This is a genomic window from Baekduia sp., assembly GCF_035685985.1.
Lineage (GTDB): Bacteria > Actinomycetota > Thermoleophilia > Solirubrobacterales > Solirubrobacteraceae > Baekduia.
In genome coordinates this window covers 1-23302 of sequence record NZ_DASRZV010000004.1, presented here as the reverse complement: position 1 = coordinate 23302, position 23302 = coordinate 1, and the positions used below count along the sequence as shown (strand labels likewise).

Here is a 23302-nt window from a genome sequence, read left to right as displayed (position 1 = left end):
ACTATGGAGGAGCGCGCGCGGGTGCGCATCCGACCGGTGTCGGATCTCCCGGGGCGCTCGTCGGACGGCTGTCCGACCGCGCTCACGGCTCAGCGCGCGCCCGGCGCGCGGTCGTCGCCGAGCAAACCGGCGAACCGCGCCGCCTTGAGCCCCATGTGGATCCGCAGCCGCGCGCGGCCGTCGCGAAGGTCGAGCGCCAGCAGCTCCTCCGCGCGGCTCAGGCGGTGGTAGAGGCTGCTGCGGTGCAGCGCCAGCTGCTCGGCCGCCGCGCGCGCGTCGCCGGCGAGGTCGAGGTACCGCTCGACCGTGCGCAGCAGCTCGCGCCCGGCGTCGGTGCCGGCGAGCTCCGCGAGCGCGGGCTCGTGCTCGGCCGGTGTGCCGAATCGACGTTCGTGGTCGGCGAGGTAGCGCAGCGCGCCGAGCTCCTCCCAGCGCGCGACGCGCGAGACGCCGGCGGGGCCGGCGGCGACGGCCGCCGCGTGCTCGGCGCGCGCGAGGAGCACACCGAGCGCCGGCTCGGGCTCGGGCGAGACGACGTCGACGAGGCCGGCGGCGCGAGCCGCCCCGGCGGCCACGGCCGCCTCGACAAGCCGGACGGCCGCCGCGCGGTCGCGGAAGAGGGCCAGCGCCTCGTCGTCGCCGCGGGTCGCGCAGGCGACCTCGCCGGGTCCGGCGCGGCGTCGCAGCTCGGCGGTGACGAGGTCGGCCCCCTCGGCCTCCGCCCGGAGGACCGCGACCGCCTCGACCCCGCCGTCGCGCAGCGTCCGCGCGTCGCGCAGGGCGGTCAGCGCGGCGCGGGACGGTCCAGGCGCCGGACCGAGCGCCTGGAGCACGAGGCGCTCCTCCTCGGCGCGCGTCCGCAGACGGGCACGACGGCCGCGTCGCAGCGCGCCGGCCGCTTCGGCCGCCGCCGCCTCGGCCAGCGCGACCACCGGGCCGTCGAGCGTCCCGTCGTCGACCAGCCAGAGGTAGCCGAGCACACCGTCGCCGATCACCGGCACGCACAGTCGCGCTTCCATGTCGAGGTCGGGACACGCGCCGATCCGCACCGGGGTGCGGGCGTCCGGCAGGCCGAGCCCGCGGAGGTGGCGTATGACCGGCGCCGGCGCGCGCCGGGCGAGGATCGACCGGACCCGCACGGTGTCGACGTGGTCCTCGTGCGAGCTGTGGGCCAACAGCCGGAAGCCGTCGTCGTCGAGGTCGACGGGCCGGCCGAGGGCGTCGGCCAGCCGCGTCACGATCCGCTCCAGCTCGCTCGCCAGGTCCTCCGCCCCGCTCATCCCGCCGGCTCCGGCGGCGGCCCGAACCGCGCCGCGGCCAGCGACGCGTCGATCGCCGCGCCGCCGAGCAGGGCGGTGGCGACCAGCGCCGCGGTCGCGGGCCCGATCGACAGCCCCCAGGGCCCGTGTCCGGTCAACACGTGCAACCCCTCGACACCACTCACCGGTCCGAGGATCGGGCGACCGTCGATCGACATCGGCCGGATGCACGCGCGGGTCTCGACGACCGCGGCGTCCATGACGCCGTGGACGAAGCGCTCGCCGTGGCGGCGCACCGCCTCGGCGACCGGCGGGCCGGGCTCCTCGGCGCCGAAGCTCGACCCGAGCACGGTGGCGCCGTCGCTCGTCACCATCGAGAACGCCAGCGCGTCGCCGCCGCTCGTCCCGGCCGCGACGCCGGCCTCCTCGATCGGCAGACGAGGCGGCGCCGCGAGCGCCAGCTCGACCGTCGCGCCCCAGCGCGCGAGCAACGGAGCCCACCGGCCGGTCGGGTCGACGAGCCGCGCCGACCACGGCCCCGCGGCGACGACGACCGCGCCGGCTGGGCTGACGACCCCGGCCCGGTCGACGACGCCGACCGCCCGTCCTTCGCGTACGACCGGACGCACCTCGCACCCCCGCGCGAGCGACGTGCCGGCCCGCCGGGCCCGTTCGGCGAACGCGCGGGTGGCGGACGCCGGACGCACGGGATGCCCCGTCGCCGCCAGGCACCCGACGAGCCCCGGGGCGAGCGCCGGCTCCAGCTGCCGCAGCGCCGCCTCGTCCAGCGCGGACACCGCGCAGCCGGGCAGCTCCTCGGCGAGCGCTGCCGCCAGGGCCTGCTCGCCGCCGGGCTCGTCGCTGACGAACAGCAGCCCGGTGGGATCGTCGGGCAGCGCCAGCCCGGTCTCGCGATAGAGGTCGAGGCTCGGCGCGTGCAGCGCGGCCAGGTCGGCCGCCAGCGGCTGCTGGAGCAGCCCGGAGTTGCGCCCGGACGCGGCGGCCGCGACGTCGTCGCGCTCGAAGATCGCCACGGCCGCACCGCGCTCCGCCAGCAGCGCGGCGACCGCGCATCCGGCGATCCCGGCGCCCACGACCGCGACGTCCGGCGCGCCGCTCATGCGACCCGCGGCGCGACGCGCCCGCCGTAGCGCAGTGCGGCGACGCGGCCGGCGTCGTCGCGCAGCAGCTCGGCCCGCAGCCCGGTCAACGGCTCGTCGACGGCCTCCATCGCGTCGGCGGACACGAGCCGCATCCGCACCTCCTGCCCCGCGTCGCCGGGCTCCTCGCCGGGCACGTGCACGACCGGCCCGTCGTCGCCGGCGCGCACCGTCAGCCGCCGCTCTCCTCCGATCGCGGGCAGCCGGAACGTCCCGGCCGGGACGGCCGTCGCGGTCGCCGCGCCGGGCGCCGCCGACGGCGCAGCGAGCCCCGCGTACCGCGCGAGCACGTGCTCCCGCACCCGCCGCTGGACCGCCAGCCCGCCGAGCGCGTTGGTGAGGATCACGAGCGCCGTCCCGCGATCGGGCACGAACAGCGACTGCGTCTGGATGCCCCAGAGGCTTCCGCCGTGATGGGCGACGTGCGCATCCCCGCGGCGATCCACCATCCACCCCAGCGCCATCGCCTCGGCCATGCCGCCGGCCGGGACGGCGATCTCCAACGCGCGAGCGCGGGCGTCGGCCGACAGCGGCCCGGGCGCCGTGCCGGCCCACCACCGCGCCCACGCCAGCTGGTCGACGACGGTCGAGATCAACCCGCCGGACGGGTTGGTCGCCCGGTCGCACGCCCAGGGCCAGCGCACCACCGCGAACGTTCCCGCCGCCGCGTCGTGGACGTGCCCGACCGCCAGCGGGTGCGCCACGACCCGCTCGACGAAGAACGACGACTCGGAGAGCCCCAGCGGCTCGAGCACGAGGTCCGCGACCGCCCGTTCGTAGGGCAGCCCGCAGACGGCCTCGATCACCCGGCCGGCGACCATGTACGCCGAGTTCGAGTACGACCACCAAAGGCCGGGCGGGCTCACCTGCTCGGCTCGGTCGAAGCCCGCGACGGCCCGCGCCAGCGCCTCGTCGCCGCGATCGGCGTCGGGGTCCTTCATGCCGGCGCGGTCGCCCGCCCAGCCGGCGGTGTGGGTCAGCAGGTGCCGGATCGTGACCGTGTCGCCGGCGGCCGCGTCGGCCACCCGGAAGCCGGGCAGGTGTGCCCGCACGGGATCGTCGAGCCCGAGCCGCCCCGCCTCGGCCAGCGCGAGGATCGCCGTCGCCGTGTAGGGCTTGGTCATCGACGCCACGGGGATGCGCGTCGCCGGCGTGAACCGCAGCCCCGTCTCGGCGTTCGCGAGCCCGAAGCCCTCGACCTGCGGGCGATCGCCGACGGCCAGCCCCACCGCGCAGCCCGGCGTGCCGGTCTCCCGCAGCGCGGTCTCGATCACCTCGCGCAGCTCGTCGTCGATGCGCTCGCCACGGGCGCTCATCCGCCCGCCACCCCGGGCGCGAAGTGGCAGGCGGCGCGATGGGCGCGCTCCGCCGCGCCCGCGCCCGGATCGGCCTCCAGGCAGATCCGGCGGCCGGCGTCGTGCGCCGGTCCCACCGGGCACGTCAGCCGATAGCGGCAGCCGCTCGGGGGATGGAGCGGATCGGGGGCCTCCCCCACGGGCACCGCGGCCGACGGAGCGGCCGCCGTCGCCGACTCGATCAACGTCCGCGTGTACGGATGGCGCGGCGCGTCCAGCACCTCGGCGATCGTCCCGTGCTCGACCACGCGACCGAGGTGCATCACCGCGACCGAGTCGCTGAGGTAGCGGACGATCGCGAGGTCGTGCGAGATGACCACCAGCGACAGCCCGGTCTCCCTGCGCAGGTCGCGCAGCAGGTTGAGCACCGCGCCCTGGACCGACACGTCCAGCGCCGCGGTCACCTCGTCGGCGACGATGACGTCCGGCCGGACGGCCAACGCCCGCGCCAGCGCGATGCGCTGGCGCTGCCCGCCCGAGAGCCGTGCCGGCCGCGCCGACGCCAACGCCGGGTCGACGGCGACGAGCTCCAGCAGGCGCGCGACCTCGGCGGCCCGCTCCTGGCGCGAGCCGCGCCGGTGCGCGGCGACGGCCTCGCCGATCGCCTCGCCGACGGTCATCCGCGGGTTCAGCGAGGCGCGCGGGTCCTGGAAGACCAGCTGCACGCGGCGGCGGAGATCGGCGAGGCGCCGCCCGCGCGCGCGGGCATGGTCGACCGCGTCGAGCAGGACGCTGCCGCCACGCGGCGGCACCAGGCCGACGATGCCGCGGGCAAGCGTCGACTTGCCCGACCCCGACTCGCCGACCAGGCCGACGACCGACCCGGACGGCACGTCGAGGTCGACGCCGTCGACCGCGTCGAAGGCCCGCGCGCCGACCCCGACGCGCACGCGCAGCCCGCGGATCGTCAGATCGCTCATCGTGCCTCCTGAGACAGCTCGGCCGTCATGGCCTGTGGGTGCCAGCACGCCACCGGCTGGGGTGTACCGCGAGGCACGAGCGCCGGCCGCTCGGCGCGGCAGCGATCGGTCGCGTAGGCGCAGCGCGGCGCGAACGGGCACCCGTCCGGCGCGTCCTCGGCCGCGACCGCGCGACCGGGGATCGTCGCCAGCGGCCGGTCGCGGTCGGTCGCCATGTCCGGCACCGCGGCGAGCAGCGCCCGCGTGTACGGGTGCGCGGCCCGGTCGAGGCGGTCGGCGTCGACCTCCTCGACGACGATGCCGCCGTACATGACCAGCACGCGCTCGCAGAACGACCGGATCACCGACATGTCATGGGAGATCAGCACGATCGCGGTGCCGTGCTCCTCGTTGACCTGGCGCAGCGCCGCGAGCACGTGACGCTGCACGGTGACGTCCAGAGCCGTCGTCGGCTCGTCGGCGATGATCAGGCGCGGCTCGGTCATCAGCCCCATCGCCAGCACCGCTCGCTGGCGCATGCCGCCCGACAGCTCGTGGGGGTACTGGGTCAGACGCCGCTCGGCGGCGGAGATCCCCAGCTCGCGCAGCCGCGCGGCGGCGCCCGCCAGCGCGCGGTCGCGCTCCATCCCCAGATGGGCACGCGCCGCCTCCACGATCTGGCGGCCGTTGCGGCGCACGGGGTTGAGCGCGCCGAGGGGATCCTGGAAGACCATCGCCATCGACGTTCCGAGCAGGCGGTCGCGCTCCGCGCGCGAGAGCGTCCGCAGCTCGGTGCCGTCGATCTCGATCGCCGCGGCCTCGACGGTGCCGTGCTCGACCAGCCCCGCGACCGCCAGCGCGGTCAGGCTCTTGCCCGAGCCGGACTCGCCGACGATGCCCAGCCGCTCGCCGGCGCCGACCGCGAGCGAGACGCCCCGGACCGGTTGCACCGACCCGTGTGCCGACGGGAAGCGCACCGACACGTCGGTGACCCGCAGCACCGCGTCGTCGGCACCGTCGCCCGCCACCGCGTGTGCGGCCTCCGGCACCGGGACCGTCCCGGCGTCACCGGCCGCTCGCCGGCCGTGGGCGGGCCGCTCGCCGGCCAGCGCGACCGCGAGCGCGTTGCCCGCCGCGTTGAGGACCAGGCTCGCGAGGATGATGACCGCCGCGGGCCCGAGCGCCGCGGCCGGCACCACGTAGATGCGGTCCAGGCCGACGTTCAGCAGCGAGCCCCAGTCGTAGTCGGGCTCCTGCACGCCGATGCCCAGGAAGCTGAGCGCCGAGGAGGCCAGCAGCGCCGCGCTCATCGCCTGCGCGAGCTGCAGCGACAGCGGCGACGCGACGTTCGGCAGCACGTGGCGCCGCAGCAGCCGGCCCGGCCGCACCCCCACCAGGCGAGCGGCCGCGACGTAGTCCGAGTCGCCGACCGCGGCGGCCAGCGTCTGAGTCAACCGCGCCGCGGGCGGAGCCGCCGCGATGCCCAGCGCGATGATGGTGCCCTTCACGCCCGGCCCCACGATCGCCACGACGAGCAACACCAACAGGATGCTCGGGAAGGCCACCAACAACCCGATCGTCCCCTCGACCGCCCGCCGGGCGCGCGGGCCGAGCAGCAGCGGGACCATCCCCGCGACCACGCCGATCCCGAAGCCCAGCAGCGTCGTGACGGCGGCGACGACCAGCGACAGCCGCGTGGCCACCATCGTGCGGGCGAAGAGGTCCCGGCCGAGGCCGTCGGTGCCGAACGGGTGTGCCGACGACGCGCCCTGGTCGAGCGCGAGGACGTCGAGCTGCGTGGCCCGGTGACCCCAGACGACCGGCCCGAGGACCGCGAGCAGGACGAACAGCCCCAGCGCGGCGAGCAGCGCGCGCTGGCCGAGCGTGAGCATGCGCAGACGGGACATCGCGTCAGCGCTCTCGCGTCATCACGCGCGGATCGAGCACGCCGAGCGCGACGTCGACCAGCAGGTTCACGACCAGGACGATGCCGCCCAGCAGCAGCACGACTCCCTGGATCAAGGGATAGTCCTTGGTCTGGATCGCCTGCACGAGCGCCGAGCCGAGCCCGGGCCAGGCGAAGACGTTCTCGACCACGACGGTGCCCGCCAGGCAGCCGCCGAGCAGCAGACCCGAGAACGTCAACGTGGCGGTGAGCGCGTTGGGCAGCGCGTGCCGCACGTACAGCTGGGTCAGCGGCAGGCGCTTGCTGCGCGCCACGCGCACGTACTCCTGGTCGAGGACCTTGAGCATCTCGACGCGGGCCACGCGCGCGAGCATCCCGGTCGAGAGCGCGCTGTAGGCGAGCACCGGCAGGATGTAGGACGTGGCGCCGGAGCTGCCGGCGATCGGCAGCCAGCCCAGCCAGACGCCGAAGAGCGCGACCAGCCCGGTCGCGATGAGGTAGTCGGGCACGGAGATCATCACGCCCGTCGTCGACGAGAACGCCGTGTCGAGGGCGCGGCGCGGGCGGCCGCGCGAGGCGACCGCCGTCACCATCCCCCACGGCAGGCCGACCACCATCGTGACCGCGAAGGCCAGCAGCGCCAGTCGCGCCGTGGCCGGGAAGCGATCGCCGATGATGTCGGTGACCTTCTGCCCTGACGCGAACGACTTGCCCAGGTCGCCCTTCACCAGGCCCTGGACGTAGTGGCCGAACTGCGACGGCAGGGGCTCGTCGAGGTGCAGCGCGGCGCGCTGGGCCTCCACCCGGCTCGGGGCCGCGGTGGGCCCCAGGCCGGCGCGGGCCGGATCGCCGGGGACCAGCTGCGTGATCGCGAACGTCGCCACGACCAGCGTCGCCAGCGACGCGACCAGCACGGCAAGCCGGCGCAGGACGAAGAGGCACCAGATGCGCCGCACCGCTACCCCTCGTGCATGCGGATCGTCATCGGGATGACGCCGAGCGGCGACACCTGGAACTCCGCCTTCTTGCTGACGAACCAGGTCGTGTCGAGCGCGACCATCGGCACGACGTCCACGCGCTGCACGAGCGCCCGCTCGGCGTCGTTGAAGACCTGGCAGGTCGCGGCGTCGCCCGTCGTCGTCGCGGCCTTGGCCACGAGCCGGTCGTAGTCGGCGTTCTCGACGTGGCCCCAGTTGGCCCCCTTCGGCGGCGCCTCTCCCGAGACGAACGGGGTGAACTGCGACGGCGCGGTCACGCCGACCTGGTTGATCGGGAAGACGTCCCACGAGCCGTTGTTGAGGGCCTCGATCGACGCGTTCTCCGAGAGCGAGCGGCTCTTGACGTCGACGCCGGCGTCGCGCCAGGTCTCGGCGACGTACTGCGCGGCCGAGACGAGCGCCGGCCCGGCGCTGGCCAGCCCCAGCATCGTCACGGTCAGGCGCTTGCCGCCCTTGGCGCGCACGCCGTCAGAGCCCTTGACCCAGCCGGCGGCGTCCAGCAGCTTGCCGGCCTCCGCGGCGCCACCGGACGCGATCGGCGCACCGCCGCCGGTCGGCGGACACGGGTTCACCGCCGGCGCGAGCAGCGTCGGCGACGCCGTGCCGGCCGCCACCTTGGCGACCGCGGCGCGGTCGAGCGCGGCCGTCAGGGCCTTGCGAACGGCGACATCGGCGGTCGGCCGACCGGCCGCCTCGTTGAAGAACATCTGGGTGATCCCGAGCGTCTTCGACAAGGACGGCACCTGCTGCGCCTTCAGGCGGCTCTTCTCCGACCCGCGGATGACCGCGGCGGTCAGGTCCCCGGCGAGCAGGAGGTTGGCGGTCGTCGTCTCGTTGGGGACCACCTTCAGGACCACCCGCGCGGGCAGCCCGCGCGCGTCGGTCGACGCGCCGTCCGGCCCCCACGTGTAGCCGCGTCGCAACGTCAAGGTGTAGTGGTCGTTGGGGACGGCCTCGCTCATCACGTACGGCCCGGACCCGCTGGTCCCGCGCTGCAGCTTGGACCGGTCGGCCAGGCCCGAGCCGCAGACGATCGGGACGAACTCCAGGTTCTGCAGCAGGAACGTCACCGGCTGCCCGAAGCGGATCGTGACGGTCGAGCCGGCCGTGCTGACCTCGTAGTCGAGCGTCCCGAGCGCCGGGTACTGCACCTTCGGGCTCTTGAGGTAGTTGAGGTTCTTGGCCACGACCCCCGCGGTCACGGGGCTGCCGTCCGCGCAGGTGGCGCCGTCGCGCAGCGTGAACCGCGCGACCTTGGGCGTGATCGACCAGCGCTCGGCCAGGTTCGGGACGATCTTGTTGTCCTGGTCGGCGGCGACGAGCGTGTCATAGGCGAACGGGAACACGCTCGTGGCCGCGGAGCTGAGGTTGGTCGCCGGGTCCAGGCCGCCCGGGTCGGCGCCGATGGCGTACGTGAACGTCGCGCCGCCGACGAGGGCGCCCGCGGGCTTGCCGCCGTCCGTGGCGCCGGTCGCCGCGGCGGGCGCGCCGCCGCCTCCGCCGCAGGCCGCCAGCGCGGTGGCCGCCGCCAGCATCCCAACCGCCGCGGTGCACTTCATTGCTCTGGTCATCGGTCTCTCCTCCGTGTTCAGGTCCGTGGGCCCGTCGTCCGCCTACCGCAGGTCGCCCGCCGGGCGACCGAGGACGGCGTCGAGCTGCTCCAGCGCCCGGTCGACGTCCGCCGGGGTGTTGAAGAGGTGCGTCGCGAAGCGGGTCGCGCCGAAGCGCGGCGACACGATCACGCCGGCGCGGTTGAGCGCCATCGCCACACCCTCGCCATCGCGGCCGGGGAACCGCGCGGCGACGGTGCCGCCACGCGACGCGCGCTCGCGCGGCGTCAGCAGCTCGGCGCCGAGCGCGTCGAGGCCGGCGACGAGGCGGTCGGCGAGCGCGGCGGCGTGCGCGGCGACACGTTCGATGCCGACGTCGAGCAGGTACTCGATCGCCCCGCCGAGCGCCTGGCCCGCGGTATAGGACATGGTCGAGAACTCGACCCGGCGCGCCCCGTCGGCCAGCGGCATCGTCCGCGGATCCAGGTTGTAGGGGTCGGGCGTGCTGCGCCAGCCGACCAGCGACGGCCGAAAGCCGTCGAGCAGCTCGGGGTGCACGTAGAGCAGCGCCGCCCCGAACGGGCCGCCCAGCCACTTGTAGCCGCCCGCGACGAGCGCGTCGACGTGGACGCCGGCGAGGTCGATCGGGACCATGCCCGCCGACTGCGTGGCGTCGATGACGAGCCTGGCGTCGTGGGCCCGCGCGAGCGCCGACAGGCCCGCGAGGTCGAGCACGCAGCCGGTGGCGAACTGCGCGTGGCTGACGCAGATCACCGAGGTGTGCGCGTCGACGCGCTCGGCGACCGCCTCCAGGGACAGCCGCCCGGGGTCGGAGCGCACGTCCACGAGCCGGACCTCGGCGCCGGTCTCCTCGGCGACCCGCATCCACGGGTAGACGACGCTCGGGAACTCGAGGTCGATCGAGACGACGTTGGCGCCCGCGGCGGGACGCAGGTGCCAGGCCAGCTGGCAGAGCGCTTCGGTCGCGCTGGACGGGATGGCGATCAGCTCGGGATCGACGTTGAGGAGACGCGCGGCCGCGCCGCGGGCGCGCTCCAGCACGCCGGTCTCCTGCTCCTCGTCGAACCAGGTGGTGCCGCGCGAGGCGATCTCGCGGTCGAACGCGCTCGCCGACTCCTGCACCGGTCGGGCCACGAGGCCGATCGACGCGGTGTTCAGGTACGTGACGTCCTCCAGGACGGGGAAGTGCTCGCGGGGCACGAGCGCGTCGGAGCGTTGGGTTGTCGAAGTCTCGATCGTCATATCGTTGAACGATCCTATTCTCCTATCCGAGAACATGTCAACGGCATGTTCGCTAGGATCGCCCGCCGTGCCCAGCCCACGCGTCGCCGACGCCCACAGCGACCTGCTGATCGAGGTCGCCTTCGCCGAGGATCGCCTCGCCGAGGCCAACCCCTTGCGCGACCGCTGGCTCGGGTCGCTGGAGCAGGGCGCCGTGGTCCTCCAGACCTGCGCGATCTACGTCGAGCCCGAGCACCTCCGCGACGGGCGCGGGCTGCTCCGCGCGCTGCGCCTCGCCCACGCGTTCCACGCTGGCGTGCGCGCCAACGCCGACCGCGCGTTCGCCGTCACCTCCTTGGCCGACCTCGCTCGTCTCGACGACGGTCGTCGCGGGCTGCTGCTGAGCCTGGAGGGCGCCGACAGCCTCGGGGAGGACCCGTGGCTGATCGACGTCCTCGCCGCCCTCGGGGTCCGCATGGCCTCGCCGACCTGGAACGGCGCCAACGCGTTCGCGGCCGGCTGCGGCGCCGAGGGCGGGCTGACCGCCCGCGGGCGCGAGCTCGTCGACCGCATGGTCGCCAACCACGTCGCCGTCGACCTCGCCCATGCCGCGCCGCGCACGTTCTGGGACGCCCTGGAACGCGTCCCGCCGGGACACGCGCTGGTCAGCCACGCCGCGTGCGGTGCCGTCCTCGACCACCCGCGCAACCTCGGCGACGACCAGCTCCGCGCGTTGGCCGAGCACGGAGGCGTCGTAGGCCTGATGCCCCACCCGCTGGTGGTCGACGAGCAGGCGCCGACGCTGGACCGCTTCGTCGACCACGTCGACCACGCCGTCGCCGTCGCGGGCCCGCGACACGTCGCCCTGGGCGGTGACTTCCTGCGTCAGATCGCTCGCACCATCGGCCTGCCCGACCCCGAGGTCGGTCCCGTCGCCGATGCCGCGATCGAGGGGCTCGACGGCCCCGCGCAGTACCCCGCCCTCGCCGACGCGCTCACGCGGCGCGGCTACGGCGACGACGACGTCGCCGCGCTGTTCGGCGGCAACCTGCTCGCGCTGCTGGCACGCACGCTGCCCGCCGGCTGACCCTCGGCGCCCGTCCTGGCTCATGACGGCTCAGGCGGCGGCCCCGAAGACGCCCGCGACCGTGGCCTCGGAGACGTTCCCGCCCGAGACGACGGCCACGACGCCCTCCCCGTCGCCGATCGGAACGCGCCCGGCGATCAGCGCCGCCACCGCCGCCGCGCCCGCGGGCTCGGCGGCGAGCTTGGCGCGCTGGTAGAGGAAACGCAGCCCGTCGCGCAGCTCGTCCTCGGTCACCGTCACGACGTCGTCGAGCAGCGCCGCGCAGATCTCCAGGCCGAGCGCTCCGACCGTCGGCGCGGTGAGCCCATCGGCCAGCGTCGGCCGTCCCGGGCCGCGGACCGGACGTCCGGCGGCCAGCGACGCCGCCAACGTGGCGGTCGCCTCCGGCTGGACGCCGATGATGCGCGCGCCGGGCCGCGCGTCCTTCAGCACCAGGGCGATGCCCGACACCAAGCCCGCGCCGCCGACGGGTACCACGACGACGTCGGGCGCCGTGGCGTCCTGCACGATCTCGAGGCCGACCGTGCCCTGGCCCGCGATCACCGCGGGGTCGTCGAAGGGGTGCAGCACCAGCCGGCCGGTCTCCCGCGTCACGACCGCCATGCGCTCGAACGCCTCCGTGGCGTCGACCGACTCGAGGTCGACGGTCGCGCCGTAGCCGCGTGCCGCGGCGACCTTGGCGGGGCTCGCGGCGCGCGGCATCAGCACCAGCGCGTCGACGCCCGCCTCGCGACAGGCCAGCGCGACCGACTGCGCGTGGTTGCCGGCCGAGACGGTCACGACGCCGCGGGCGCGCTCCGCCACCGGCAACGCACGCACCCAGTTCAGCGCGCCACGCAACTTGAACGACCCGCTGCGCTGCAGCAGCTCGGCCTTGAGCGCGACCGGCGCGCCGACGCGCTCGCCCAACGTCCGCGACCGCAGCAGCGGCGTGCGATGCACGGCGTCGCCGATGCGCCGGGCCGCGTCGCGCACGTCGGCCGCGGTCGGCGACGCGGTGCTCATGCTCGCGGCACCCGGGCGACGCAGTCGATCTCGACCTTGATGCCCAGCGCCAGCTGCGCGCCGACGGTGGTCCGCGCCGGGAGCGGACGGCCGGCGAACCCGTCGCGGTACGCGGCATCCATGCCGGCGAAGTCGGCGAGGTCGGCGAGGTGGACGCCGCACCGCACGACGTCGCCGAGCCCAGCTCCGACCGTCGCCAGGACGGCTTCGATCCGCGCCAGGCAGCGCGCGGTCTCCTCCTCGATCGGCGCGGGCTCATAGGTGTCGCCGACGATCGGCACCTGGCCGGAGACGAAGGCCAGCGGCCCCTCGGCCTCGACGACGTTGACGTAGGCGGCCAGCGGCTCGGGGACGACGGTCGCGCCGCCGTGCTCGTGATCGGTCATGGGATCCTCCTCAGCGCTCGTGCGCTGTCGTGTAGGTAGCGGGCGCCGCCGACCTCCAGGAAGGCGACCGGCCATCCGGTGCCGCCGTCCTCGGGCTCGGTGGCGAAGACCCCGTCGCTCGCGGTCGGCGCCAGGACGCACACGACCGGCGCCTGCGGCGGCAGGCTGGACAGCAGCGGCTCGATCAGCCGCGTGGTCATCTGGACGCGGCCGTCGGAGCGGCGCTCCACGTCGATCCGCACGCCGTTGCGCTCATAGCGGCCGAGCACGTCGTCGGGCACCGGCGGCGCGCCGGGTGCCGGCTCGGGCAGCGACGGCATGACGATGCCGCACAGCTCGGCGAGCAGACCGTCACGCAGCCGGCGCGCGAGGCCGTCGCCGTCACCGCCGTTGGTGAGCACCGCGATCGCGACCCCGTCCTCCGGCACGGCGACGAGGTACGCGTTCTGGCCAGGGGTGCTCCCGTCGTGGCCGAACACCCTCCGGCCGGCGGGGGCGCTGACGAACCAGCCGAGCCCGCAGTGCTCGCCCGTCGACCACGGCTCGGGCACGCGCACCTGCGGCGTGCGCATCGCCGTCACGGAGGCGGCGTCGAGCACCTGCCGGCCGTCGGCCGCGCGCCCGTCGGCCAGGTGCAGCTGGGCGAAGCGCACGACGTCGGCGGCCGTGGCGCAGACCGCGCCGGCCGGCCCGAGGCAGCGGGGCAGCGACCACGCGCCGACCGGCGTCAGCTCGCCGTCCGCGCCCGCGACGTGCCCCCAGGCCACCCGATGCCGCAGCGCCTCCTCGGGCAGCGTGCACGTGTCGTCCAGACGGGCCGGGTCGAGCAGCTCGCGCCGCAGCACGGCGTCCCACGTCGAGCCGGTCACGTGCTCGATCAGGCGTCCGAGGATGACGTAGCCCGCGTTCGAGTAGGACATGATCACCCCCACCGGCACGTCCTGGCCCAGGTCGGCGCACAGCTCGGCGTATCGGGTCAGCGCGTCGTCACCGCGGCCGGTGTCGGGGAAGAAGTCGCCGCCGATCCCGCTGGTGTGGGTCAGCAGGTGACGCGGGGTCGTGACGGCGGTCGCCTCGGCGTCGGCAACCCGGAACCCGGGCAGCGCTTCGGCCATGGGTCGGTCGAGATCGATCAGCCCGGCCTCGGCCAGGCGCATCGCGACCGTCGCGGTGTACGGCTTGGTGATCGAGCCGATCTGGAACAGCGACGCAGGTGTCGCGCGCACGCGCGTGCGCGCGTGAAGCACGCCTTCGGCCGCCACCGCGATCGATCCGCGCCGGCCGACCGCGACGCTGGCGGCCATCACGTGGTGGCGTGCCATCGCCTCCTCGAGCCGCTCACGGAGGGCCGCGTCGGTCGGCGTCATCCGGGCACCGCTTCGAGCGCCACGCCGAGCCCCGGCCGCGCGGAGGCGGTCTGGACGCCGTCGCGCAACGTCAGGCCGGGCGCCGGGTCGCGCTCCAGCATCAGGTTGGCGTCGAGGTCGACGACGTCGGCCAGGCCGCTCAGCGCCACGGCAGGCGCCAGCCCCAGGCCGGACTCGACCTGGCAGCCGAGCATGACGCCGAGCCCGAGCGCGCGCGCCGTGTGGATCATCCGCAGCGCCTCGCGCGGACCGCCGCACTTCGACATCTTGATGTTGATCCCGTGGACGCGGTCGGCCAGCGCGCCGACGTCGGCGAGGGTGTGGCATGCCTCGTCGGCGTAGACCGGGACCGGCGAGCGCGCCTTCAACGCCGGCGCCTCGGGGCTGTCGCGCGGCAGCGGCTGCTCGACCAGCGCGACGCCGGCGTCGGCCAGCGCGGGCAGCACCGCCAGCGCCTCGGGCAGCGTCCACGCCTCGTTGGCGTCGACGACCAACGCGACGCCGGGCCCGACGGCCGAACGGATCGCGCGGACGCGCGCGACGTCGAGGTCCCGGCCCGCGCCGAGCTTGAGCTTGAGCGCGCGCAGCCCGGCGAACCGCGTCAGCGCCGCCCGCGCGCCGTCGGCCATCGCCTGGGGCTCCGCCAGCGAGATGGTGTACGTGGTGGGTGGCCCGCCGGGCGTGAGCCCCAGCAGCCGCCACATCGGCTGGCCGATGAGCGTGCCCACGAGGTCGTGCAGCGCGGCGTCCAACGCGGCGCGCCCCGCGCGATCGGAGGCCCCGGCGCGCGCCAGGATCGCCTCCAGCGCGAACGGATCGTCGCCCAGCAGCGGAGCGGCCGCGTCCAGATAGCGCGCCACCGACTCGGGCGTCTGGCCGTCCTCGTCCTGCGGCGCCGCCTCGCCACAGCCGACCGCGCCGCCCCAGCGCACCGCCACGTGGACGACGTCGGCGTGCTGCTCGGCGCCTTTGGAGATCACCAGCGGATCGCGCAGCGTCAGCCGCGTCCGCGTGTGCGCGAGCCGGATCGACTCGCGCGCCGGCTCAGGCACGCAGGGTCATGCCGGCTCCGGCCGCCAGCGCACGCTCGACGACCGCGACGGCCAGAGCGGCGTCGAGCGCCCCCACCCCGGTCAGGTCCGCGATCGTCACCTCGTGCGACGCCGCGCGTCCCGTCACCGCGCCCGCGGCGACGTCGCCCAACTCGGCGACCACGTCGCCCTCCGCGATCGCGCCTGCGGCGATGGCCGCGGCGATCTCGCCCTGCGTCCGGCACTGCGCGAGGCGGTCCGCGAAGACCCGGGACCCGGCGAGGAGCGCGGGCTCCAGCTCCACCTTGCCCGGGAGGTCGGAGCCGATCGCGGTCACGTGCGTCCCGGGCTGGATCCACCCCGCGCGGACCAGCGGCTCGCGCGCGGGCGTGGCGGTCACGACCACGTCGGCGTCGTGAACGGCGTCCCGCAGATCGGCGCACGTCGTCGTCTCGACGCCGGTGGCGGCGGCGACGTCCTCGGCGCAGCGCCGTCCCGCCTCGGGATCGCGGGCCCACACGGTGATGTGCCGGAGCTCGCGGACCCGCGCCAGCGCGGCCATCTGATGGCGCGCCTGCCCGCCGGCGCCGACGACGACCGCGCGCTCGCTGTCGGGGCGGGCCAGCAGATCGGCCGCGACGGCGCCCGCGGCGCCCGTGCGCACGTCGGTCAGGTGGCCTCGGTCGAGCAGGATCGCCCGGAGCGCGCCGGTGGCGGCGTCGAAGACCCAGACCGCGCCGCCGGCGACCGGCAGCCCGAGCGCCGGGTTGCCGTAGAAGCCGGACGCGACCTTGATGGTGTAGAACGGCGCGCCGTGGATGAACGCCCCCTTGGCGTGGACCTCGCCGCGCTGCCGACGCAGGTCGAGCGACAGCACGTCGGGCTGCTCGACCGCTCCGCGGGAGAGGGCGACGAACGCCTCGCGCGCGGCACCGAGCGCGTCGACGCCGGACGCGACCTCGCGAACGGTCGCCTCGTCGAGGACGAGGACCTCGTCGCTCATGCGGCGGCGCCGCGGTCGGCCCGATCGCCCTGATCGGCGCTGGCGCGCATCAGGTCGACGAGCAGCGCCTCGGAGCGTTCGAGGTGGGCCTTGATCAGCTTGCGACCGGCCGCGCGCTCGCCCGCGGCGATCAGCGCGACGATCTCGTGATGCTCCTCGCGATCGATCGGCTGCGCCTCGGTCTCCAGCCCGCGGAACATGCCGTAGGCGAGACGCAGCTCGCGAAGGATGGCGACGATCGTGGTGTCCAGCCGCGTGCTGCCGATCGTCTGCACGATCCCGGCGTGCAGCTCGATGTCGTGCTCGAACGCGGCCTGCCAGTCCTGGCGCCCGACGGCGTCCTCGAAGCCGGCGGCCGCCGCCTCCAGCACCGCCACCTGCTCGGGCGTGGCGCGCACGGCGGCGTCGACGCCGGCGAGCTCCAGCGTCAGCCGCGCCCGGAAGATGTCGGCGACATCGGCTTCGGTCAGCTCCGCGACCGTGACGCCCTTGAAGGCGCTGTGGGTGACGAGCCCTTCGCGGGCCAGCAGCCGCATCGCCTCGCGCACGGTGTTGCGCGACGCGCCGACCTCGCCGGCGATGTCCGCCTCGCGCAACGCCGCGCCGGGAGCGAGCTCTCCGCGCAGGATCACGCCCCTGATCGCCTCGGCGATCCGCTCGGGGGTGCTCTTCTGCTGGTCGATCTTCAGGCCGATGTCCATGTCGTTGAGCAATCCTACGTTCGAACGTGGGACCAGTCAACCGCGCTGGGCCCAACCGCGGGCATCGAGCGGAAGCCGGTCCACGACCTCCTCGCCGCGGACGAGCACGTACTCGGAATGGAGGTTGGCGGTGACGCACGCGTGGTTGGGCAGGATCGGCAGCCGGTCGCCGACGGCGATGTGGTCGAGCCGGCCGGCGGACTCGACGATCGCGTGCTCCTCGTACAGGGTGGTGATGGCGCACCCGACACGATCGTCCAGCAGCACGCCGTAGCCCAGCATCCCCGACGTCATCTGCTCTCGGCCGAGCGCCTTGGACCCCGCGTCGAGCACGGCGCGAAACGGCGTGGGCCGGGCGATCACGGTCGCCAGCACCGTCAGCGCGCACTGGCCGACCGAGGCGACGCCGAGCGCGACCTGGGTGGCGTCGTGGAAGACGTAGTTGCCCGGTCGCAGCTCGGTCAGCCCGTCGGCCGCGCGCCGATGCCAGGCGGTCGGCGTCGTCCCACCGCTCAGGACCCGCACGTCGAGTCCCACCTCTCGCGCCGCCGCGGCCGTGGCGTCCAGCGCCCGGGTCTCGTCGGCGACCGCATGATCGAGCCCCGACTCGCCGGTGGCGGCATAGGCGTGCCCCGGGAACGTGAAGAAGCCGGCGACGTCGATGGCGTCGTCGGCGCCCACGAGGTCGCGCACGGCGTCGACCGACGCGGCGCCCGGCTCCGTGCCGGTGCGGTGGGCACCGCTGTCGACCTCCCACAGGCACCGCACGCCGGCACCCGCGGTCCGCGCCGCCCGCGCGACGACCTCCACGGAGGCCGCGGAGTCGACGCCGAAGGCCACGGGACCGGCGGCGATCAGCCGCTCCAGCCGCCCCGCGCGCCACGGCCCGACCTGCGGGTAGGCGACGAAGAGGTCGTCGAGGCCGGCCGCGCGCAGCACCTCGGCCTCGGCGAGCGTGGCGACCGTGAAGCCCGGCGCGCCGGCCTGCTGCTGCATCCGCGCGATCGCGACCGACTTGTGGGTCTTGACGTGGGGACGCAGCGTCACGCCGAGGGACCGAGCGTGGTCGGCCATCCGGCGGACGTTGGCGGAGAGGACGTCGGCGTCGACCAGCAGCGCCGGCGTCGGCAGGTCGTGGACCGTGCGCGGGCCCGTGCTCACGACACCGCCTCGGGCCGACCCGCGCGGGCGAACGCGGCGATCGCCGCGTCGACGTCGGCAACGGAGTGCGCGGCCGACATCTGCGTGCGGATCCGCGCCTGGCCGCGCGGCACGACCGGGAACGAGAAGGGGATCGCGTAGACGCCCTCGTCGAGCAGCCGTTCGGCGACGGCGACGGCGGCGTCCGCCTTGCCGTACATCACGGGCACGATCGGGTGATCGCCGGGCAGCACCTCGAGACCGTGGCCCGCCAATCCCGCCCGGAACCGCTCGGTGTTGGCGGCCAGCTGGGCGCGCGCCGCGTCGCCCTCCTCGACGAGATCGAGCGCCCGCAGCGTGGCGGCGACGATCGGCGGCGCGATCGTGTTGGAGAACAGGTACGGCCGGGATCGCTGGCGCAGCAGCTCCACGATCTCGGCGCGACCGGCCACGTAGCCGCCGCTCGCGCCGCCGAGCGCCTTGCCCAGCGTTCCGGTCAGGATGTCGACACGCTCAGCTACCCCTAGCAACGCCGGGGTGCCGCGCCCGCCCGGGCCCACGAAGCCGACCGCGTGCGAGTCGTCGACCATGACCAGCGCGCCGAACTCGTCGGCCAGGTCGCAGATGCGGTCCAGCCGCGCCACGTACCCGTCCATGGAGAAGACGCCGTCGGTGGCGACCAGCAGCCGGCGAGCGCCCGCCTCGGCGGCCTCGGCCAGCCGGGCGCGCAGCTCGTCCATGTCGCCGTTGGCGTAGCGGAGCCGGCGCGCACGGCTCAGGCGGATGCCGTCGATGATCGACGCGTGGTTGAGGGCGTCCGAGACGATCGCGTCCTCGGGCCCCATCAGCGTGTCGAAGAGACCTCCGTTGGCGTCGAAGCACGAGTTGTAGAGGATGGTGTCCGCCGTGCCCAGGAACGAGCTGATGCGCTCCTCGAGCTCGCGATGGATGACCTGGGTGCCGCAGATGAACCGCACCGACGCCATCCCGAAGCCCCAGCGCTCCAGCGCGTCGCGAGCCGCTTCCAGCACCGCGGGATGGTCGGCCAGGCCGAGGTAGTTGTTGGCGCAGAGGTTGAGCACCTCGTGGCCGTCGCGCAGCGTCACCCGCGCGCCCTGGGCCGAGGCGATGAGGCGCTCGGGCTTGTGCAGCCCCTCCGCGCGCAGCGTCCGCAGCTCGGCGTCGATCTGCTCGAGGGTCTCCGTGGTCATCTAGATCGCCTCCCAGTCGAGCAGCACCTTGCCCGCGTCGCCGCTCGCCGCGACGGCGAAGGCCCGTTCGAACTCCGCGGCCGGGAACCGGTGCGTGATGACGCCGGAGACGTCCAGCCCCGACTGCAGCATCGCCGTCATCGCGTACCAGGTCTCATACATCTCGCGGCCGTAGATCCCCTTGATGGTCAACATGTTGAAGACGACGACGTTCCAGTCGATCGCGATGTCCTCGGTCGGGATCCCCAGCATCGCGACGCGCCCGCCGTGGGCCATGGCCTCGAGCATCCCCCGCAGCGCCGCCGGGTTGCCGGACATCTCCAGCCCGACGTCGAAGCCCTCGCGCATGCCGAGCTCGGCCTGGACGGCGTCGAGCGCCTCGTGCCGGACGTCGACCGTGCGCGTCGCGCCCATGGCGCGCGCCAGCTCCAGGCGCGCGGGGTTGACGTCGGTGGCCACCACGTGGCGCGCGCCCGCGTGGGCCGCGACGGCGCAGGCCATCAAGCCGATCGGGCCCGCACCGGCGACGAGGACGTCCTCGCCGAGGACGGGGAACGAGAGCGCGGTGTGGACGGCGTTGCCGAACGGGTCGAAGATCGCGGCGACGTCCCGGTCGATGCCCTCGGCGTGATGCCAGATGTTGGTCATGGGCAGCGCGAGGTACTCGGCGAAGGCGCCGGGATGGTTGACGCCGACCCCGCGCGTGCGCGCGCACAGGTGCCGCCGACCGGCCATGCAGTTGCGACAACGGCCGCAGACCAGGTGGCCCTCACCGCTGACCAGATCCCCGGCCCGGAAGTCGCTGACGTTGTCCCCCACGGCGACGACCTCGCCCACGAACTCGTGCCCGACGACCAGGTCGAGGGGCACCGTCTTCGACGCCCAGGCATCCCAGTTGTAGATGTGCACGTCGGTGCCGCAGATGCCGGTCCGCTGGATCCGGATCAGCACGTCGTTGATGCCCACCTCGGGCTCGGGCACGTCGCGGAGCCACAGGCCGGGCTCGCCCTTGGCCTTGACCAGCGCCCGCATCAGGCCACCCGCCGCATCGCGCGACCGCCGAAGTGGACGTGCTCGACGCCGTCGTCCTCGAAGCGGACGAGCGGAGCCGGGGCGTGGGCCGTGCCCTCGACCTGGGCCAGCAGCACGTCGTCGCCGGCCTCGGACCGCGACAGCAGCAGCTCGACCGGAGGCTGACCGGGCATCTGCGAGGCCAGCGGCTCGCGCAGGACGATCCGTCCGCGCCCGGCGCCGCTCGCGCCGCCGATCTCCATCCGGACGCCGAAGCGCTCGTAGGTGGCCGCCGGTCCGGGCGGGTCGCCGGGGACCGAGCGCGGCGGCGCCGGCAGCTCGATGGCCGCCAGGTCGCGCAGGAGCGCGGCGACCAGCGCGTGGCCGGGCCGCAGGTCGTCGCCGCCGTTGGTCATCAGCGCGATCGCGACGCCGCGGTCGGGAACGACGCGCAGGAACGCCGCCTGGCCCATGCCGTTGCCGTCGTGTCCGTGCACGCGACGGCCGCCGGCGTCCCGCAGCATCCACGCCAGCCCGCAATGGTCGCCCAGCGACCAGCGGTCGGGGATCGTGACCTGAGGTTCCAGCATCGCGTCGGCGAGCGCTCCCGGAAGGACGCGTCCGGCGAGGTGCGACCGCGCGAAGGCGACGAGGTCGGACGCGGTCGCGCAGATGCCGCCGGCCGGTCCGGCCGCCCGCGGGAAGTCCCACTCGTCGACCAGCGCGGGCCGACCGTCGGCGCCGAGGACATGGCCGAAGGCGGCGCGGTAGGCGAGCGCCTGCTCGGGCAGCGTGACCGTGTCCTCCAGCTCGGCCGGCGCGTAGACGAGCGCGCGCATCGCGGCGTCCCACGGCTCCCCCGTCACGACCTCGACGAGCCGGCCGAGCAGGCAGAAGCCGGTGTTGGAGTAGGACATGACGGACCCGAGGCCCACGTCCTGCCCCAGGTCCGCGGCCTCGGCGACGAACCGCTCCAGCGCGTCGTCGCCCCGACCCGTGTCCGGGAAGAAGTCACCGGCGATGCCGCTCGTGTGGGTCAGCAGGTGGCGCGGCGTGACGGCGGCGGCGACGTCGTCGTCGCCCAGCCGCAGCTCCGGCAGCCACGTCCGGACCGGCCGATCGAGGTCCAGGCGACCCTGGGCGACGAGCGCGAGCACGGCGGTCGCGACGTACACCTTCGTGATCGAGCCGACCTGGAACAGCGCCTCGGGCGTCGCCTCGACCCCGGTCTCCGCGTTCACCACGCCGGCGGCCGCGGCGACCGAGCGCCCGTCGACCGCGACGGCCACCGAGGCGCCGGGAATGCCGGACCGCCGAAGGAGGTCGGTGAGCCGGTCGTCAAGTTCGCTGGAGGTGATGATGCTCGACATTTCGTTCAACGATCCTATGATCCTATGACCATGGTTGTCAATGAATCAGGGACCAAGGCCATCAAGATCCTCGTGTCGGTGGACATCGAGGGCGTCGCCGGCGTGGTCGACTGGGACGACACGCTGCCCGGCGCCCCCGACTACGCGACGGCGCGGCGGCTGATGACGAACGAGGCCAACGCCGCGATTCGCGGTGTGCTGAACCACGCGCCGTCGGCCGAGGTCGTGGTCGCCGACGCCCACGCGCGGCTTCGCAACCTGCTGCCCGACGCGCTCGATCGCCGTGCGCGACTGGTCCGCGGCCTGCCACGTCCCGACCTGATGCTCACCGGGATCGACGACCATGTCGACGCGGTCCTGATGGTGGGCTACCACGGCAAGGCCGGCGCCGAGGGCGCCGTGCTCGCCCACACGCTGAACGGGGCCGTGATCCAGGACGTGCGCTGCGACGGCCGGTCGCTGGGGGAGATCGGGCTGAACGCCGCCTACGCCGCCGTGCACGGCGCGGCGCCGGTGCTGGTCACCGGCGACGACCGAGCCGGCGCCGAGGCGCGCGACGTCGCCCCGGGGATCCACGCCGTGGCGGTCAAGCGCGCGCTCGGCGTCTGGGCGGCGGAGAGCATGCATCCCGATGAGGCCTGCGAGCGCATCGAGGCAGCGGTCCCCGCGGCGCTGGCGGCCGCGTCCGAGGTACGGCCGCCGCGCTTCGAAGGGCCCGTCGACCTCGAGCTCGACCTGGTCCACCCGGCCATGGCCGAGGCGCTGCTGCGCGTGCCGGGCGTCGAGCGCCGCGGCGGCCGCGGCGTCCGCTTCGACGCCCCGGACTTCACGACGGCCTACCGCCTCGTCGAGTTGGTGGCCATGCTCTCCCCCGGCCTGCGCGGCGACCGGTGATCGACGCCCGCCTCGGACCCCAGAGCGCCGCGGCAGAGCCGGATCCGCCGCGCACGCGCCAGAGCATCGACGTGTACGACATCTCGCTCGCCGGCGACGACCCTGCCGCGCTCATCCGCCTCCTCGTCATGCTCCGCCGCCGCCGCTGCGCCGTGCTGGAGATCCAGTTCCAGGCCCGCGACCTCCACCGTCCCGGCCACCTGACGCTCTGCGTGCAACCCTCGATCGGCGCCACGCACACCGTCGCCACGTGGCTGGCGGCTCACGTCGACGTGCTCGACGTGCGCAAGCGCTGAGGCCGCGATGAACCTGCCCATCGCGCCTGCCGGTACGAGTTCCACACCACGGCCGGCGAGAGGGCTGCCGATGTCTGACGCGCTTCGCGACGAGCCGTTCGAGTGGCTGCGCGTCCCCAGCATCTCCACGGGCGGCGGCGATCCCGCCGACCTGGTGCGCGCGGCGGAGTGGGCGGTCGCGAAGATCCGGCGCGCGGGCGGCACCGCCGAGCTGGCGCGGCCCGTGGAAGGCGGCAACCCGCTGGTCGTCGGCGAGCTGCGCGCGTCGTCGCGCGAGGACGCGCCGACCGTCCTGATCTACGGCCACTACGACGTCCAGGGCGCCGAGCCGCTCGACCTCTGGGACACGCCGCCGTTCGAGCCGACCGTCCGCGACGGGCGCATCTACGCGCGCGGCGCCGCCGACGACAAGGGCAACTTCCTGCCGCTGC

Annotated in this window: 22 protein-coding genes; 4 read left to right on the top strand and 18 right to left on the bottom strand. The window is 75.0% G+C overall.

Translation table 11 applies throughout. The features are described from left to right. Positions 1 to 89: 89 nt before the first annotated feature. Genes VFG42_RS00940 through VFG42_RS00905 form a run of 8 tightly spaced genes read right to left on the bottom strand, consistent with a single transcriptional unit; the run spans position 90 to position 10390 of the window. The gene (locus tag VFG42_RS00940; protein WP_324904266.1) at positions 90 to 1280 is read right to left on the bottom strand and encodes a helix-turn-helix domain-containing protein; all 1191 of its coding nucleotides are present in this window, start codon (positions 1278 to 1280) and stop codon (positions 90 to 92) included. Next, the gene (locus VFG42_RS00935; protein ID WP_324904265.1) at positions 1277 to 2380 is read right to left on the bottom strand and encodes an FAD-dependent oxidoreductase; all 1104 of its coding nucleotides are present in this window, start codon (positions 2378 to 2380) and stop codon (positions 1277 to 1279) included. The genes VFG42_RS00940 and VFG42_RS00935 overlap by 4 nt, the downstream gene beginning before the upstream one ends. Next, entirely contained in the window at positions 2377 to 3735 is a 1359-nt protein-coding gene (locus VFG42_RS00930; RefSeq protein WP_324904262.1) for a serine hydrolase domain-containing protein, read from the bottom strand. The genes VFG42_RS00935 and VFG42_RS00930 overlap by 4 nt, the downstream gene beginning before the upstream one ends. Beyond that, the gene (locus tag VFG42_RS00925) at positions 3732 to 4694 is read right to left on the bottom strand and encodes an ABC transporter ATP-binding protein (RefSeq protein WP_324904260.1); all 963 of its coding nucleotides are present in this window, start codon (positions 4692 to 4694) and stop codon (positions 3732 to 3734) included. The genes VFG42_RS00930 and VFG42_RS00925 overlap by 4 nt, the downstream gene beginning before the upstream one ends. Beyond that, positions 4691 to 6580 carry a dipeptide/oligopeptide/nickel ABC transporter permease/ATP-binding protein gene (locus VFG42_RS00920; protein ID WP_324904258.1) on the bottom strand — a complete coding sequence of 630 codons (1890 nt, stop codon included), beginning with the start codon at positions 6578 to 6580 and terminating at the stop codon, positions 4691 to 4693. The genes VFG42_RS00925 and VFG42_RS00920 overlap by 4 nt, the downstream gene beginning before the upstream one ends. Before the next feature lie 4 nt (positions 6581 to 6584). Beyond that, on the bottom strand, positions 6585 to 7535 hold the full coding sequence (locus VFG42_RS00915) for an ABC transporter permease (protein WP_324904255.1): 951 nt from the start codon (positions 7533 to 7535) through the stop codon (positions 6585 to 6587). Positions 7536 to 7537: 2 nt separating this feature from the next. Then, entirely contained in the window at positions 7538 to 9148 is a 1611-nt protein-coding gene (locus VFG42_RS00910; protein WP_324904253.1) for an ABC transporter substrate-binding protein, read from the bottom strand. Between the two features lie 42 nt (positions 9149 to 9190). Continuing rightward, complete coding sequence (locus VFG42_RS00905; RefSeq protein ID WP_324904251.1) at positions 9191 to 10390, bottom strand: aminotransferase class V-fold PLP-dependent enzyme; 1200 nt, start codon at positions 10388 to 10390, stop codon at positions 9191 to 9193. Positions 10391 to 10457: 67 nt separating this feature from the next. Between VFG42_RS00905 and VFG42_RS00900 the strand changes: the two genes are divergently transcribed. Continuing rightward, the gene (locus VFG42_RS00900; protein WP_324904249.1) at positions 10458 to 11456 is read left to right on the top strand and encodes a dipeptidase; all 999 of its coding nucleotides are present in this window, start codon (positions 10458 to 10460) and stop codon (positions 11454 to 11456) included. 30 nt (positions 11457 to 11486) lie between these two features. Here the strand turns inward: VFG42_RS00900 and VFG42_RS00895 are convergent, their stop codons facing one another. From VFG42_RS00895 to VFG42_RS00850, 10 genes are read right to left on the bottom strand one after another with little or no spacing between them, the layout of a single operon-like run. After that, entirely contained in the window at positions 11487 to 12461 is a 975-nt protein-coding gene (locus VFG42_RS00895; protein WP_324904247.1) for a threonine/serine dehydratase, read from the bottom strand. Beyond that, positions 12458 to 12847 carry a RidA family protein gene (locus VFG42_RS00890; protein ID WP_324904245.1) on the bottom strand — a complete coding sequence of 130 codons (390 nt, stop codon included), beginning with the start codon at positions 12845 to 12847 and terminating at the stop codon, positions 12458 to 12460. Before VFG42_RS00890 ends, VFG42_RS00895 begins: the two co-directional genes overlap by 4 nt. Further along, complete coding sequence (locus VFG42_RS00885; protein WP_324904243.1) at positions 12844 to 14214, bottom strand: serine hydrolase domain-containing protein; 1371 nt, start codon at positions 14212 to 14214, stop codon at positions 12844 to 12846. The genes VFG42_RS00890 and VFG42_RS00885 overlap by 4 nt, the downstream gene beginning before the upstream one ends. Next, a complete protein-coding gene (locus VFG42_RS00880; protein ID WP_324904241.1) occupies positions 14211 to 15266 on the bottom strand; it encodes a dipeptide epimerase in 1056 nt (351 codons plus the stop codon). The genes VFG42_RS00885 and VFG42_RS00880 overlap by 4 nt, the downstream gene beginning before the upstream one ends. After that, on the bottom strand, positions 15259 to 16248 hold the full coding sequence (locus tag VFG42_RS00875; protein WP_324904239.1) for a hypothetical protein: 990 nt from the start codon (positions 16246 to 16248) through the stop codon (positions 15259 to 15261). The genes VFG42_RS00880 and VFG42_RS00875 overlap by 8 nt, the downstream gene beginning before the upstream one ends. Then, positions 16245 to 16949 carry a GntR family transcriptional regulator gene (locus tag VFG42_RS00870; protein ID WP_324904237.1) on the bottom strand — a complete coding sequence of 235 codons (705 nt, stop codon included), beginning with the start codon at positions 16947 to 16949 and terminating at the stop codon, positions 16245 to 16247. The genes VFG42_RS00875 and VFG42_RS00870 overlap by 4 nt, the downstream gene beginning before the upstream one ends. 36 nt (positions 16950 to 16985) lie before the next feature. After that, positions 16986 to 18110, bottom strand: coding sequence for an alanine racemase (locus VFG42_RS00865; protein ID WP_324904235.1), 1125 nt, complete (start codon positions 18108 to 18110; stop codon positions 16986 to 16988). Then, positions 18107 to 19300, bottom strand: coding sequence for a glycine C-acetyltransferase (locus tag VFG42_RS00860; RefSeq protein ID WP_324904233.1), 1194 nt, complete (start codon positions 19298 to 19300; stop codon positions 18107 to 18109). Before VFG42_RS00860 ends, VFG42_RS00865 begins: the two co-directional genes overlap by 4 nt. After that, entirely contained in the window at positions 19301 to 20332 is a 1032-nt protein-coding gene (tdh, locus tag VFG42_RS00855; RefSeq protein ID WP_324904231.1) for an L-threonine 3-dehydrogenase, read from the bottom strand. It abuts the gene before it with no gap. Further along, a complete protein-coding gene (locus tag VFG42_RS00850) occupies positions 20332 to 21681 on the bottom strand; it encodes a serine hydrolase domain-containing protein (RefSeq protein ID WP_324904229.1) in 1350 nt (449 codons plus the stop codon). Before VFG42_RS00850 ends, tdh begins: the two co-directional genes overlap by 1 nt. A gap of 30 nt (positions 21682 to 21711) precedes the next feature. Between VFG42_RS00850 and VFG42_RS00845 the strand changes: the two genes are divergently transcribed. From VFG42_RS00845 to VFG42_RS00835, 3 genes are all read left to right on the top strand, one after another. Beyond that, a complete protein-coding gene (locus VFG42_RS00845; RefSeq protein WP_324904227.1) occupies positions 21712 to 22575 on the top strand; it encodes a M55 family metallopeptidase in 864 nt (287 codons plus the stop codon). Continuing rightward, positions 22572 to 22871 (top strand): hypothetical protein, encoded by a 300-nt coding sequence (locus VFG42_RS00840; protein WP_324904225.1) that lies wholly within the window; start codon positions 22572 to 22574, stop codon positions 22869 to 22871. Before VFG42_RS00845 ends, VFG42_RS00840 begins: the two co-directional genes overlap by 4 nt. 70 nt (positions 22872 to 22941) lie before the next feature. Next, positions 22942 to 23302: M20/M25/M40 family metallo-hydrolase (locus VFG42_RS00835; RefSeq protein WP_324904222.1), on the top strand; the 361-nt coding region annotated here is incomplete at its 3' end.